Below are 13,597 nucleotides of genomic sequence, written 5' to 3'. Positions count from 1 at the left end.
GCGCTAAATGAGCGTTTTTCCCACCTGCCACCGTCTCATCGTCCGTTTGTCAGGATGTGCACACCTTCATAAAAACGATTTTCTAAACCAAATCCTAACAACAGCACACTTTCGTGACACTAAAATTGCAGCTTAACGACATCGCAATTACATTGTATGACCCAAAAAATAAACAGTTAGCCAGCGAAGCATCTGGCGTCACGAGGATATGCTGTTGTCTGAATTCATGTCTCTTATCCTTTTTCTGGCTTCTGTCGGCGTTTACGCCTGCAAAGCCGGCCGTCACACCTGGTGGTTTATCGCCACGCTGGTTGTCCTCGGCATTTTTATTATTTTAAACATTACCTTATACGCCAGCGATTACTTTACCGGTGACGGCATTAACGATGCGGTGCTCTACACGCTGACAAACAGCCTGACGGGCGCGGGGGTCAGCAAGTACATTCTTCCGGGGCTCTGCCTTGTCGTCGCGCTGGTCACCATTTTTGGCGCGCTGGCCTGGGTGCTGCGTCGACGTCGCCATCATCCACATCATCATGGCTACAGCCTGCTGGCGTTATTCCTGGCGCTGGCCTCCGTCGACGCCAGCCCGGCGTTCCATCAGATCACCGAACTGGTGAAATCCCAGTCGCGCGACGGCGATCCGGATTTCACGGCTTACTACAAAGAGCCGTCGAAAACGATCGCCAACCCGACGCTCAATCTGGTCTATATCTACGGTGAAAGTCTGGAGCGCACGTACTTTGATAACGATGCCTTCCCGGACCTGACGCCAGATCTGGGTGCGCTGAAAAACGAAGGTCTCGATTTCAGCCACACCATGCAGTTGCCCGGTACGGATTACACGATTGCCGGGATGGTTGCCTCCCAGTGCGGTATCCCGCTGTTCGCGCCTTTTGAAGGTAACGCCTCAGCCTCCATGTCGACCTTCTTCCCGCAGAATATTTGCCTCGGCGATATCCTGAAAAACTCCGGTTACGAAAACTATTTTGTGCAGGGGGCAAACCTGCGCTTCGCCGGAAAAGATGTGTTCCTGAAATCCCACGGTTTTGATCACCTGTATGGCTCAGAAGAGTTAAAAACGACGGTTGCCGACCCAAACTACCGCAACGACTGGGGCTTCTATGACGATACGGTACTCGACGAAACCTGGAAGAAATTCGAGGAGCTGTCCCGCGCGGGCAAGCGTTTCTCTCTCTTTGCGCTGACGGTGGACACTCACCATCCTGACGGGTTTGTCTCGCGCAGCTGTAAACGCAAAAGCTATAACGTTGATGGCAAAAACAACAAGTCTTTCAGCGCCGTCACCTGCAGTCAGGAGCACATTGCCGCGCTGGTCGAGAAAATCAAAGCCTCGCCCTGGTTTAAAAACACCGTCATCGTCGTTTCGTCTGACCATCTGGCGATGAAAAACAGCGCGTGGGACCAGCTCAACAAGCAGGATCGCAGCAATCTGTTCTTCGTCCTGCGCGGCGACCAGCCGCAGCAGGAGGAGATTGCCACCAAACGCAACTCCATGGATAACGGCGCCACCGTGCTGGACATCCTGGGCGGCGACAACTTTATTGGCCTGGGCCGCAGCACGCTGTCGGGGCAATCCCTGTCGGAAGTGTTCCTCAACATGAAGGAAAAAATCCTCGCCTGGAAGCCCGACATCATCCGCCTGTGGAACTTCCCGAAAGAGATGAAGGACTTCACCGTCGATCGGGATAAAAACACCATTGCCTTCTCAGGCAGCAACTTCCGTCTGCCGCTGCTGGTGCGCGTGTCGGAGGGACGCGTTGAGCCCCTGCCGGAAAGTGAATATTCCGCGCCGCTGCGCTATCAGCTGGCCGATTTTGCGCCACGCGATAATTTCGTCTGGGTCGACAGATGTTACAAGATGGGCCAGCTCTGGTCGCAGCCGCTGGCGCTCTCTACCGACTGGTGCGTCTCTCAGGGTCAGCTTGGCGGGGAGCAAACCGTGCAGCACGTGGATAAAGCCCAGTGGAAAGGCAAAACCGCGTTTAAAGATACGGTGATTGATACGGCGCGCTATCAGCACAACATCGACATGCTGAAAATCAGCGACAACGATATTCGCTACAAAGCGGACAGTTTTATCTTTAACGTGGCCGGCGCGCCGGAAGAAGTGAAGCAGTTTAGCGGCATCTCGCGGCCGGAGTCCTGGGGACGCTGGTCAAACGCGCAGCTGGGCAATGAGGTGAAAATTGAGTACACCCATCCGCTGCCGGAACAATTCGACCTGGTGATCACCGCCAGAGCGTATGGCCCTAACGCTAACAAGCCCGTACCGGTGCGCGTGGGCGATTGGGAGCAGACGCTGACGCTCGGGAACGACGTGAGCACGCATACGCTGCATTTTGAGAATCCTTCGCGCAGCAATACCCTGGTGATCGTCCCGCCGGATCCGCAGTCCACCAATGAAGGGAATATTCTTGGCCATTCGCCGCGCGAGCTCGGAATTGGCATGGTCGAAATTAAAATTGTGAGTCGAGCAGGCTAATGGTCGACCTTAACATCACCCTTCGACCCACGCGCCCCGGCGACGTTGCCGCCCTGCTCGCCATTGAACGCGCAGCGGGCGAGCGCTTTCGTGAAGTCCCGGAGCTCGCCTGGCTTGCCGACGGTGAAGTCATTTCTGCTGAGCAGCACCTTGAGTATGTCGAACGTGGGCTAAGCTGGCTGGCGCGGGTGAACGACCGCCCCGTGGGGTTTATCCTCACCGAAGCGCACTCTTCGTCGCTGTTTATCGTGGAGCTTTCGGTCGATCTGAACTGGCAGGGAAAAGGGATTGGCCGGCAGCTTATCGCCTGTGCGGCTGACCATGCCCGCACGCTGGGGCTGGCGTCGCTGACGTTGACGACGTTCCGGGACGTACCGTGGAACGCGCCGTTCTATGCGCGGCTGGGGTTTGAAAAAATGACGACGCTGACGCCTGAACTGCGTCAGAAAAGGGAAGAAGAGACAGCGCACGGTTTCGCGTATGAAACGCGCTGCGCCATGCGCCTGCCTCTGTAATATCGCCCGGTGGCGCTGCGCTTACCGGGCCTACAAAACCCTGAACCGTAGGCCGGGTAAGGCGCAGCCGCCACCCGGCACAACGCACCGAGTTAGAACGTTTCCCAGTTATCGCCTGAATCGACCGTCGCGGTTTTACGCGCCATCACCGGCGTGGAAACCGCTTTAGCCGCAGCGAATTCGCGCGCTTTCATCTGCTCCTGCTGAATGCGGAACACCGCCACGGCCTGAGTCAGGCGGCTCGCCTGCTCTTCCAGTGCGGCCGCAGCCGCGGCAGACTCTTCAACCAGCGAGGCGTTCTGCTGGGTCACGCGATCCATCTCAGCTACCGCCAGACCCACCTGGTCGATACCGCGGCTCTGCTCGTCAGACGCAGAGGCGATTTCACCCATGATGTCCGTTACGCGGGTCACCGCGTTCACGATCTCACCCATGGTTTCACCGGCGCTTTCTACCAGGGTTGAACCCACTTCCACGCGACCCACGGAGTCTTCAATCAGGCTCTTGATTTCACGAGCCGCCTGGGCACTGCGCTGGGCCAGGTTACGCACTTCACCGGCCACCACCGCAAAGCCACGGCCCTGCTCGCCCGCACGCGCCGCTTCTACCGCCGCGTTCAGTGCCAGGATGTTGGTCTGGAAAGCAATGCCGTCGATCACGCTGATAATGTCGGCAATTTTCTGCGAACTGCCCGCGATATCGCGCATGGTCTGCACCACGTTATCCACCACTTTGCCGCCTTTCTGCGCGGTTTCGGAGGCGCTCAGGGCAAGATGGCTCGCCTGACGGGCGTTCTCGGCGTTCTGCTTAACGGTCGCCGTCAGCTGCTCCATGCTGGCAGCGGTCTCTTCCAGGGAAGCGGCCTGCTGTTCAGTACGGGAGGAGAGGTCGTTATTGCCCATCGCGATTTCACTCGCGCCGCTGTAGATCGCGTTCGCGCCGTTACGCACGTCGCCAACGGTACGCACCAGCTCACCCTGCATATGACGCAGCGAGTCGGCCAGTTCACCCATTTCGTTGGTGCCCTGAACCTCAATACGCTTCACCAGGTCGCCGCTGGCGATATGGCGAATGTTGTCGATCAGACGATTCAGCGGGGAGATCAGCGTCTGCTTGATGTTGAGCCAGACGGCCACGATCACCACCAGCACGGCAATCAGGACGCTAATCAGCACCCAGATAGCCTGGCTGAAGGAGCTGTTGCTGTCTTCGACCGCCATCTGGTACAGCTTGTCGTTCTGCTGCAGGTAGCTCACGTACTGCTTCTCAAAACCGTCCTGATAGCTCTGGGTCGGCTGGTCGAAGAAGGCGTTAATTTTGCCCGCGCCCAGCAGCTGGATCAGCTCCGCCAGCGCACCGTGGTAAATATCATAGTTACGCTTGATCTCCATGGCATCCGCATCGCTTTGACGCGGATCGCGCGGCAGGGCTTCGTAGGCAGCCCAGTTTTTTTCCGCCTGTTTCAGAGACGTAGACGCGATTTGCATCAAATCGTTAACGGTCGCGCCGCTGCCGATATTGCTCTGATCCATCATGTAGCGGATACCCGCGCGGTTCAGGGTATTACGGGTTTGCAGCAACGCTACCCAGCTGGCGTTCAGCGTGGACTGTTGCTGGCGAATGGTTTGCAGGACGGTGAAATTCTCTTTGTCATTCTTCAGAGCATTAAAGAAAAGACCACCGGACGTGAGTTGTAAAAGGCCAAATATCGCTAAAACCAGCATTAAGCTGGTGACAATCTTGATACGGTTTAACATGTTTTCTCTTTCCTCAGGCAGATACAGAATTTTCGGCCTGGAAAGGGAAAACTTTACGAAAATCATCCTGGAATTTGGGGTTTTTACTCTTCTTCCCGCGCTGCGTTATGCCGGTTTCCGAGTTCAATAAACTCTTCCAGCAGCGCCGTCAGCTGTTTCATCTTCTCCGGCGTATATTCCGCCTCAATCTGCTGATACGCCTCTTCGACCTGCGCCTGAGCGTGTTCATACAGCGCATTCCCCTCTTTGGTCAGCGACACGTACAGCTTGCGCTGGTCGTTCACCGGCTTTAGGCGCAGCACCAGGCCGTCACGCTCCATGCGCGTCAGAATACCGGTCAGGCTCGGGCGCAGGATGCAGGTGCGAAACGCCAGATCGTGAAAATCCATCGACGGATGTTCAGCCAGCACGCGCACAATGCGCCACTGCTGCTCGGTCAGATTATGGCGCTTCACGATCGGGCGGAAGTAGGACATCGCCGCTTCCCGCGCCTGCAGCAGCGCGATGGTTAATGAATCATGCATAGCCTCTTCCCTTCACATCATTAACAAGTAAACAATCACTAAAAGATGTTTTTATAAACAACACGTTTTCCCTCAAAAAGTCTAACAGAAACCCATCGATTTTATTAAGTCACTGATTTTAATACACATAAAACTCAATATGTAAATTTATTGTTATTCATATCACAAATTTTTCACTTCTGATTGCGAAATGAGCAGCAAAAGCATAAAACCAGATCATTAACATATTAATGAAATCCAAACAGGACATCCGGCCTGAGGAGTATGTGAATGAAAGGTACCGTTTTTGCCGTCGCCCTCAACCATCAAAGCCAGCGTGAAGCCTGGCGTGAGGCATTTGAAAAAGCCCCCTACAACACGCCGCCGAAAACAGCCGTGTGGTTTATCAAACCCCATAACACCGTGATTCGTGCGGGCGAACCCATTCCGTTCCCGCAGGGGGAAAAGGTGCTCAGCGGCGCGACGGTGGCGCTGGTGATCGGTAAAACCGCCAGCAAGGTACGCGTGGAGGACGCTGCGGAGCACATCGCGGGGTATGCGCTGGCCAACGAGGTGAGCCTGCCGGAAGAGAGCTTCTATCGCCCGGCCATCAAGGCCAAATGTCGTGACGGATTCTGCCCGCTCGGCGAACTTGTCGCCCTTGATAACGTAGATAACCTGACCATCATCACCAAGATCAACGGCCGCGAAGCGGACCACTGGAACACCGCCGATCTTCAGCGTAACGCTGCCGAACTGCTGAGCGCCCTGAGCGAGTTCGCCACCCTTAATCCCGGCGATGCGATCCTGCTCGGTACCCCGCAAAGCCGCGTTGAGATCCGTCCGGGCGATCGCGTGCGTATTCTGGCGGAGGGCTTTCCGCCGCTGGAAAACCCGGTGGTGGATGAGCGCAATGTCACTATTGCGCAAAGCACGCCGCCGCACGCCACGCTGTTTGCCCTCGGTCTGAACTATGCCGACCACGCCAGCGAGCTGGACTTCAAGCCGCCCACCGAGCCGCTGGTCTTTATCAAAGCGCCGAACACCTTCAACGGCGACAACAAGACGTCGGTGCGCCCGAACAACGTCGAGTACATGCACTATGAAGCGGAGCTGGTGGTGGTCATCGGCAAAACGGCGCGTAAGGTGAGCGAAGCCGAGGCGATGGACTATGTTGCGGGCTATACGGTCTGCAACGACTACGCCATCCGCGACTACCTGGAAAACTACTACCGCCCGAACCTGCGGGTGAAAAGCCGCGACGGGCTGACCCCCATTTCCCCAAACATCGTGCCAAAAGCAGCCATTCCCGACCCGCACAACCTCGCCCTGCGCACCTTCGTTAACGGCGAGCTGCGTCAGGAAGGCACCACGGCGGATCTGATCTTCAGCATCCCGTACCTGATCGCGTACCTGAGCGACTTTATGACCCTACAGCCGGGCGACATGATTGCCACCGGCACGCCGAAGGGGCTGTCCGACGTGGTGCCGGGCGATGAGGTGGTGGTGGAAGTGGAAGGCGTGGGACGCCTGGTGAACCGAATTGTGAGTGAGGAGACGGCAAAATGAAAAAGATTAACCACTGGATCAACGGTAAAAACGTCGCGGGCAGCGACTACTTCCACACCACTAACCCGGCCTCGGGCGAGGTCCTGGCAGAAGTGGCCGCCGGCGGCGAGGCCGAAATCCATCAGGCCGTTGCCGCCGCCAAAGAGGCGTTCCCGAAGTGGGCCAACCTGCCGATGAAGGAGCGCGCGCGCCTGATGCGTCGTCTGGGTGACCTGATCGACCAGAACGTGCCCGAGATTGCCGCCATGGAAACCGCCGATACCGGGCTGCCGATCCACCAGACCAAAAACGTGCTCATTCCGCGCGCCTCGCACAACTTCGAATTTTTCGCCGAGGTGTGCCAGCAAATGAACGGCAAGACCTACCCGGTTGACGACAAGATGCTCAACTACACCCTGGTGCAGCCGGTGGGCGTCTGCGCGCTGGTGTCGCCGTGGAACGTGCCGTTTATGACCGCCACCTGGAAGGTCGCGCCCTGTCTGGCCTTAGGTAATACCGCCGTGCTGAAGATGTCCGAACTCTCCCCGCTGACCGCCGACCGTCTGGGCGAGCTGGCCCTCGAAGCGGGGATTCCGGCGGGCGTGCTGAACGTGGTGCAGGGCTACGGCGCGACGGCAGGCGACGCGCTGGTGCGTCATCACGACGTGCGCGCGGTCTCCTTCACTGGCGGTACCGCCACCGGGCGCAACATCATGAAAAATGCCGGGCTGAAGAAATACTCCATGGAGCTGGGCGGCAAATCCCCGGTACTGATATTTGAGGATGCCGACATCGAGCGCGCGCTGGACGCCGCCCTGTTCACTATCTTCTCCATCAACGGCGAGCGCTGCACCGCGGGCTCGCGCATCTTTATCCAGCAGAGCATCTACCCGGAATTCGTGAAGCGCTTTGCCGAGCGCGCCAACCGCCTGCGCGTGGGCGACCCGACCGATCCGACCACCCAGATTGGCGCACTCATCAGCCAACAGCACTGGGAGAAGGTCTCCGGCTACATCCGCCTGGGCATTGAAGAGGGTGCAACCCTGCTGGCGGGCGGCCCGGACAAACCGACCGATCTGCCTGCGCACCTGAAGGGCGGCAACTTCCTGCGCCCGACCGTGCTGGCGGATGTTGATAACCGCATGCGCGTGGCGCAGGAGGAGATCTTCGGGCCGGTGGCCTGCCTGCTGCCGTTCAAGGACGAAGCGGAAGGGCTGCGCCTGGCCAACGACGTGGAATACGGCCTGGCGTCTTACATCTGGACCCAGGACGTCAGCAAGGTGCTGCGCCTGGCGCGCAATATCGAAGCGGGCATGGTGTTCGTCAACACCCAGAACGTGCGCGATCTGCGCCAGCCGTTTGGCGGCGTGAAGGCCTCCGGCACCGGCCGCGAGGGCGGCGAGTACAGCTTCGAGGTGTTCGCGGAGATGAAGAACGTCTGCATCTCCATGGGCGACCATCCGATTCCAAAGTGGGGGATCTGAAAATGGGTAAATTAGCGTTAGCAGCGAAAATCACCCACGTGCCGTCGATGTACCTTTCCGAGTTGCCGGGCAAAAACCACGGCTGCCGCCAGGGCGCTATCGACGGGCATAAAGAGATCAGCAAGCGCTGCCGCGAACTGGGCGTGGACACCATCATCGTGTTCGATACCCACTGGCTGGTGAATAGCGCCTACCACATCAACTGTGCGGACCATTTTTCAGGCGTCTACACCAGCAACGAGCTACCGCACTTTATCCGCGACATGACCTACGACTACGACGGCAACCCGGCGCTGGGCCAGCTGATTGCCGACGAGGCGGTGAAGCTCGGCGTGCGTGCCAAAGCGCACAACATCCCGAGCCTCAAGCTGGAGTACGGCACGCTGGTGCCGATGCGCTACATGAACGCAGATAAGCACTTCAAAGTGATCTCCATCTCGGCGTTCTGCACGGTTCACGACTTCGCCGACAGCCGCAGGCTGGGCGAAGCCATCGTCAGCGCCATCGAAAAATACGACGGCACCGTGGCGGTGCTCGCCAGCGGCTCGCTGTCGCACCGCTTTATCGACGACCAGCGCGCGGAAGAAGGGATGAACAGCTATACCCGCGAATTCGACCGCCAGATGGACGAGCGCGTGGTGAAGCTGTGGCGCGAGGGTCAGTTTAAGGAGTTTTGCAGCATGCTGCCGGAGTACGCCGACTACTGCTACGGCGAGGGCAACATGCACGACACGGTGATGCTGCTGGGCATGCTCGGCTGGGACAAATACGACGGCAAGGTGGAGTTTCTCACCGAACTGTTCGCCAGCTCCGGCACCGGCCAGGTCAACGCCGTTTTCCCCCTGCCCGCGTAAGGAGCCACCATGCCGCACTTTATTGCTGAATGTACCGACAACATCCGCCAGCAGGCCGACCTGCCGGGGCTGTTCGCCAAAGTGAACGAGGCGCTCGCCGCCACGGGCATCTTCCCGCTCGGCGGTATCCGCAGCCGCGCCCACTGGCTGGACACCTGGCAGATGGCCGACGGCAAGCATGATTACGCCTTTGTCCATATGACGCTGAAGATTGGCGCGGGGCGCAGCCTGGAGAGCCGGGAAGCCGTGGGGGAGATGCTTTTTGGGCTGATCAAAGCGCACTTTGCGGAACTGATGGCGAGCCGCTACCTGGCGCTGTCGTTTGAGCTCGACGAACTGCACCCGACGCTCAATTACAAACAGAACAACGTGCACGCGTTGTTTAAGTAATACCGCACGGTCTGTCCCCTCTCCCACAGGGAGAGGGAGAAAAAACATAAAACAGGATATCGCCATGCTCGATAAACACACCCATACCCTGATCGCCCATCGTCTGCATCAGGCGGAACAGTCCCGGGAGCAGATCCGCGCGATCTCGCTGGACTATCCGGAGATTACGATTGAAGACGCCTACGCCGTCCAGCGCGAATGGGTGAGCCTGAAGATCGCCGAAGGCCGCGTGCTGAAGGGCCACAAGATCGGCCTCACCTCTAAAGCGATGCAGGCCAGCTCGCAGATCAGCGAGCCGGACTACGGCGCGCTGCTGGACGACATGTTCTTCCATGACGGCAGCGACATTCCCGTCGATCGCTTCATCGTCCCGCGCATTGAAGTGGAGCTGGCCTTCGTGCTGGCAAAACCGCTGCGCGGCCCGAACTGCACGATCTTCGACGTCTATAACGCCACGGATTACGTCATCCCCGCGCTGGAGCTGATCGACGCCCGCTGCCACAACGTCGACCCGGAGACCCAGCGTCCGCGCAAGGTCTTCGACACCATCTCCGATAACGCCGCCAACGCGGGCGTGATCCTCGGCGGCCGTCCGATTAAGCCCGACGAGCTGGATCTGCGCTGGATCTCCGCCCTGCTCTACCGCAACGGCGTGATCGAAGAGACCGGCGTGGCCGCAGGCGTCCTGAACCACCCGGCCAACGGCGTGGCGTGGCTGGCCAACAAGCTTGCGCCGTACGACGTGCAGCTTGAGCCTGGTCAGATCATTCTCGGCGGCTCGTTTACCCGCCCGGTGCCCGCCAGCAGGGGCGACACCTTCCACGTCGATTACGGCAACATGGGCTCCATCAGCTGCCGCTTTGTCTAGGAGAGCACGATGCAAAACGCATTTAAAGCGGCGCTGAAAGCAGGCCGTCCGCAAATTGGGTTATGGCTGGGGCTGACCAGCAGCTACAGCGCCGAGCTGCTGGCCGGAGCAGGCTTCGACTGGCTGCTGATCGACGGCGAACACGCGCCGAACAGCGTGCAGACCGTCTTAACCCAGCTGCAGGCTATCGCCCCTTATCCGAGCCAGCCGGTGGTCCGCCCGTCGTGGAACGACCCGGTACAAATCAAACAGCTGCTGGACGTGGGTGCGCAAACCCTGCTGGTGCCGATGGTGCAAAACGTCGACGAAGCGCGGCTGGCGGTACGTGCCACCCGCTACCCGCCTGCGGGCATTCGCGGCGTCGGCAGCGCCCTGGCGCGGGCGTCGCGCTGGAACCGCATTCCGGACTACCTCCAGCAGGCCAACGACGCCATGTGCGTGCTGGTACAGATCGAAACCCGCGAGGCGCTGAAAAACCTGCCGCAGATCCTGGACGTGGAAGGCGTCGACGGCGTGTTTATCGGCCCGGCGGATCTGAGCGCCGACATGGGCTTTGCCGGCAATCCGCAGCACCCTGAAGTGCAGGCCGCCATCGAGCAGGCGATCGCGCAGATACGCGCTGCCGGTAAGGCCCCCGGCATCCTGATGGCGAACGAGCAGCTGGCTAAACGCTACCTCGAACTCGGCGCGCGGTTTGTCGCCGTCGGCGTCGACACCACCCTGCTCGCCCGCGGCGCGGAAGCGCTGGCGGCACGTTTTATCGAACAACCGGTTACGTCAGTTAATAACAATAAATCCGTCTACTAAACGTAAGATCTGGAGCGCACCATGACGACCTCTACCCTGCAAACTCATGATAATAAAGCTGTTGAACACCGCGTAATTCACAAGCTGTTCCGGCGTCTGATCGTCTTTCTCTTTATCCTGTTTGTCTTCTCGTTCCTCGATCGCATCAACATCGGCTTCGCCGGGCTGACGATGGGTAAAGATCTTGGCCTTACGTCGACCATGTTTGGTCTGGCCGCGACGCTGTTTTACGTCACCTACGTGCTGTGCGGCATCCCGAGCAACATCATGCTGGCGAAGATCGGCGCGCGACGCTGGATCGCCGGGATCATGGTGGTGTGGGGTGTTGCCTCCACCTGCACCATGTTCGCCACCAGCCCCGAAACCCTCTACGTTCTGCGCATGCTGGTGGGCATTGCCGAAGCCGGCTTCCTGCCGGGGATCCTGGTCTATCTCACCTGGTGGTTCCCGGCGTATCACCGCGCCCGCGCCAACGCGCTGTTTATGATTGCCATGCCGGTGACCATGATGCTCGGTTCGATCCTCTCCGGGTACATTCTGGCGATGGACGGGCTATGGAACCTCAAGGGCTGGCAGTGGCTGTTCCTGCTGGAGGGGCTGCCGTCGGTGGTGCTCGGCGTGGTGACCTGGTTTTACCTCAACGACACGCCGGACCAGGCCACCTGGCTGGATGACGACGAAAAACAGGCGCTGAAAACGATGATCGCCCGCGAGCAGGAGGTGGCCGTAACGCAGCCTGCCTCGGCACGCTCTACCCTGCGCGAAGTGCTGACCCCGGCGGTGCTGCTCTACACGCTGGCCTACTTCTGCCTGACCAACACGCTGAGCGCGATCAACATCTGGACGCCGCAGATCCTGCAAAGCTTCAACACGGGAAGCAGCAACATCGTCATCGGCCTGCTGGCGGCGATCCCGCAGTTCTGCACCATCCTCGGGATGATCTGGTGGAGCCGCCGCTCCGACAGGCTGAAAGAGCGAAAAAAGCACACCATCCTGCCGTACCTGTTCGCCGCGGCGGGATGGATGCTGGCCTCCGCGACGGATCACAGCCTGATCCAGCTGCTTGGCATCATCATGGCCTCAACCGGATCGTTTACCGCCATGGCGATATTCTGGACCACGCCGGATCGGGTTATTAGCCTGCAGTCCCGCGCGGTGGCGCTGGCGGTGATCAACGCCATCGGCAACGTCGGATCCGCCGTCAGCCCATTGCTGATTGGGATCCTGCGCGACGCGACCGGCAGCTTCAGCTCCGGGCTGTGGTTCGTGGCCGGGCTGCTGGTGGTCGGCGCGCTGGTGCTGACGCGCATTCCGATGACGCAGCGGGATCAACAGAGGAACGGTCATGTGCCAGAGCCCTATCGCCAACATTGATATCAGCAAGGAGTACGACGAAAGTCTGGGCACCGACGATGTGCACTACCAGTCGTTCGCCCGCATGGCGGCCTTTTTTGGCCGCGACATGCAGGCGCATCGTCACGACCAGTACTTTCAAATGCACTTTCTCGATACCGGGCAAATTGAGCTCCAGCTCGACGATCACCGCTATTCGGTGCAGGCGCCGCTGTTTGTCCTCACGCCGCCGTCGGTGCCGCACGCGTTTATCACCGAATCCGACAGCGACGGTCACGTGCTGACGGTGCGCGAGGATCTGATCTGGCCGCTGCTGGAGGTGCTTTACCCCGGCACGCGGGAGGCGTTCGGCCTGCCGGGGATCTGCCTTTCGCTTTCCGACAGGCCGGACGAGCTGGCGGCGCTGAAGCACTACTGGCAGCTGATTGCCCGGGAATCCACGGAGCAGCTGCCCGGGCGCGAGCATACCCTGGTCCTGCTGGCCCAGGCGGTGTTTACCCTGCTGCTGCGCAACGCGAAGCTCGATGACCACGCCTCAGGCGGCATGCGCGGCGAGCTGAAGCTGTTCCAGCGCTTTACCCAGCTGATCGACACCCACTACCACCAGCACTGGACGGTGCCGGAATATGCCAGCGAGCTACACTTGACCGAATCCCGCCTGACCGATATCTGTCGCCGCTTCGCCAACCGCCCGCCAAAACGCCTGATCTTCGACCGCCAGCTGCGGGAGGCCAGGCGCCTGCTGCTCTTCTCCGACAGCACCGTCAGCGAGATTGCCTGGCAGCTGGGGTTCAAAGATCCGGCCTATTTCGCCCGATTTTTTAACCGCTTAGTGGGGTGCTCGCCGAGCGCGTATCGGGCGCAGAAAGTACCGGTTTCCTGAACGCATCACGGTTCGTAGGGCGGGTAAGCGCAGCGCCACCCGCCGAAAAGCCGCACAGATCACAAAACCCAATCCCGCCCGAAAAGTACCCGCCGTTGTCCCAATCGTCCCTTCACGTTACGTCCCTCT

At 59.4% G+C, this 13,597-nt stretch carries 12 protein-coding genes; 10 read left to right on the top strand and 2 right to left on the bottom strand.

Going from position 1 to position 13,597, the window contains the following annotated elements:
* Positions 1–214 precede the first annotated feature (214 nt).
* Entirely contained in the window at positions 215–2,506 is a 2,292-nt protein-coding gene (opgB, locus tag ACMGG5_RS08835; protein ID WP_407859419.1) for a phosphatidylglycerol--membrane-oligosaccharide glycerophosphotransferase, read from the top strand.
* Entirely contained in the window at positions 2,506–3,021 is a 516-nt protein-coding gene (locus ACMGG5_RS08830; protein ID WP_420277750.1) for a GNAT family N-acetyltransferase, read from the top strand. Before opgB ends, ACMGG5_RS08830 begins: the two co-directional genes overlap by 1 nt.
* 92 nt (positions 3,022–3,113) lie before the next feature.
* Here ACMGG5_RS08830 and tsr read toward each other — a convergent pair whose 3' ends face one another.
* Together tsr and hpaR are read right to left on the bottom strand one after the other, a co-directional pair.
* The gene (gene tsr / locus ACMGG5_RS08825; RefSeq protein ID WP_024908285.1) at positions 3,114–4,778 is read right to left on the bottom strand and encodes a methyl-accepting chemotaxis protein; all 1,665 of its coding nucleotides are present in this window, start codon (positions 4,776–4,778) and stop codon (positions 3,114–3,116) included.
* An 83-nt stretch (positions 4,779–4,861) separates the two neighbouring features.
* Positions 4,862–5,302: a homoprotocatechuate degradation operon regulator HpaR gene (gene hpaR, locus ACMGG5_RS08820; RefSeq protein WP_023334396.1), complete on the bottom strand. Its 441-nt coding sequence runs from the start codon at positions 5,300–5,302 to the stop codon at positions 4,862–4,864.
* A 270-nt stretch (positions 5,303–5,572) separates the two neighbouring features.
* Between hpaR and hpaG the strand changes: the two genes are divergently transcribed.
* The 8 genes from hpaG to hpaA all read left to right on the top strand — a co-directional run bounded on the left by hpaG (position 5,573) and on the right by hpaA (position 13,468).
* Entirely contained in the window at positions 5,573–6,850 is a 1,278-nt protein-coding gene (hpaG, locus tag ACMGG5_RS08815) for a 4-hydroxyphenylacetate degradation bifunctional isomerase/decarboxylase (RefSeq protein ID WP_420277749.1), read from the top strand.
* Positions 6,847–8,313, top strand: a complete 1,467-nt coding sequence (hpaE, locus tag ACMGG5_RS08810) for a 5-carboxymethyl-2-hydroxymuconate semialdehyde dehydrogenase (RefSeq protein WP_024908287.1) — start codon at positions 6,847–6,849, stop codon at positions 8,311–8,313. Before hpaG ends, hpaE begins: the two co-directional genes overlap by 4 nt.
* 2 nt (positions 8,314–8,315) lie before the next feature.
* Entirely contained in the window at positions 8,316–9,167 is an 852-nt protein-coding gene (gene hpaD, locus ACMGG5_RS08805) for a 3,4-dihydroxyphenylacetate 2,3-dioxygenase (RefSeq protein ID WP_061716008.1), read from the top strand.
* Between the two features lie 9 nt (positions 9,168–9,176).
* Positions 9,177–9,557: a 5-carboxymethyl-2-hydroxymuconate Delta-isomerase gene (locus ACMGG5_RS08800; RefSeq protein ID WP_024908289.1), complete on the top strand. Its 381-nt coding sequence runs from the start codon at positions 9,177–9,179 to the stop codon at positions 9,555–9,557.
* 64 nt (positions 9,558–9,621) lie between these two features.
* Positions 9,622–10,425 (top strand): 2-oxo-hept-4-ene-1,7-dioate hydratase, encoded by an 804-nt coding sequence (hpaH, locus tag ACMGG5_RS08795; protein WP_024908290.1) that lies wholly within the window; start codon positions 9,622–9,624, stop codon positions 10,423–10,425.
* Positions 10,426–10,434: 9 nt separating this feature from the next.
* Positions 10,435–11,232, top strand: a complete 798-nt coding sequence (gene hpaI / locus ACMGG5_RS08790) for a 4-hydroxy-2-oxoheptanedioate aldolase (protein ID WP_267215283.1) — start codon at positions 10,435–10,437, stop codon at positions 11,230–11,232.
* 21 nt (positions 11,233–11,253) lie between these two features.
* Positions 11,254–12,606, top strand: a complete 1,353-nt coding sequence (gene hpaX / locus ACMGG5_RS08785; RefSeq protein ID WP_420277748.1) for a 4-hydroxyphenylacetate permease — start codon at positions 11,254–11,256, stop codon at positions 12,604–12,606.
* Positions 12,578–13,468 carry a 4-hydroxyphenylacetate catabolism regulatory protein HpaA gene (hpaA, locus tag ACMGG5_RS08780; protein ID WP_024908293.1) on the top strand — a complete coding sequence of 297 codons (891 nt, stop codon included), beginning with the start codon at positions 12,578–12,580 and terminating at the stop codon, positions 13,466–13,468. Before hpaX ends, hpaA begins: the two co-directional genes overlap by 29 nt.
* Positions 13,469–13,597: the final 129 nt, after the last annotated feature.

Source organism: Enterobacter sp. BNK-34 (genome assembly GCF_048684445.1).
Taxonomy (GTDB): domain Bacteria; phylum Pseudomonadota; class Gammaproteobacteria; order Enterobacterales; family Enterobacteriaceae; genus Enterobacter; species Enterobacter pseudoroggenkampii.
This window is presented reverse-complemented; position numbering and strand designations above follow the sequence as displayed.

Bases quoted from the DNA above. Each gene is read 5' to 3' on its own strand.
- ACMGG5_RS08830 (WP_420277750.1), top strand. From the start codon at position 2,506: ATGGTCGACCTTAACATCACCCTTCGACCCACGCGCCCCGGCGACGTT.
- tsr (WP_024908285.1), bottom strand. From the start codon at position 4,778: ATGTTAAACCGTATCAAGATTGTCACCAGCTTAATGCTGGTTTTAGCG.
- hpaR (WP_023334396.1), bottom strand. From the start codon at position 5,302: ATGCATGATTCATTAACCATCGCGCTGCTGCAGGCGCGGGAAGCGGCG.
- hpaG (WP_420277749.1), top strand. From the start codon at position 5,573: ATGAAAGGTACCGTTTTTGCCGTCGCCCTCAACCATCAAAGCCAGCGT.
- hpaE (WP_024908287.1), top strand. From the start codon at position 6,847: ATGAAAAAGATTAACCACTGGATCAACGGTAAAAACGTCGCGGGCAGC.
- hpaD (WP_061716008.1), top strand. From the start codon at position 8,316: ATGGGTAAATTAGCGTTAGCAGCGAAAATCACCCACGTGCCGTCGATG.
- ACMGG5_RS08800 (WP_024908289.1), top strand. From the start codon at position 9,177: ATGCCGCACTTTATTGCTGAATGTACCGACAACATCCGCCAGCAGGCC.
- hpaH (WP_024908290.1), top strand. From the start codon at position 9,622: ATGCTCGATAAACACACCCATACCCTGATCGCCCATCGTCTGCATCAG.
- hpaI (WP_267215283.1), top strand. From the start codon at position 10,435: ATGCAAAACGCATTTAAAGCGGCGCTGAAAGCAGGCCGTCCGCAAATT.
- hpaX (WP_420277748.1), top strand. From the start codon at position 11,254: ATGACGACCTCTACCCTGCAAACTCATGATAATAAAGCTGTTGAACAC.
- hpaA (WP_024908293.1), top strand. From the start codon at position 12,578: ATGTGCCAGAGCCCTATCGCCAACATTGATATCAGCAAGGAGTACGAC.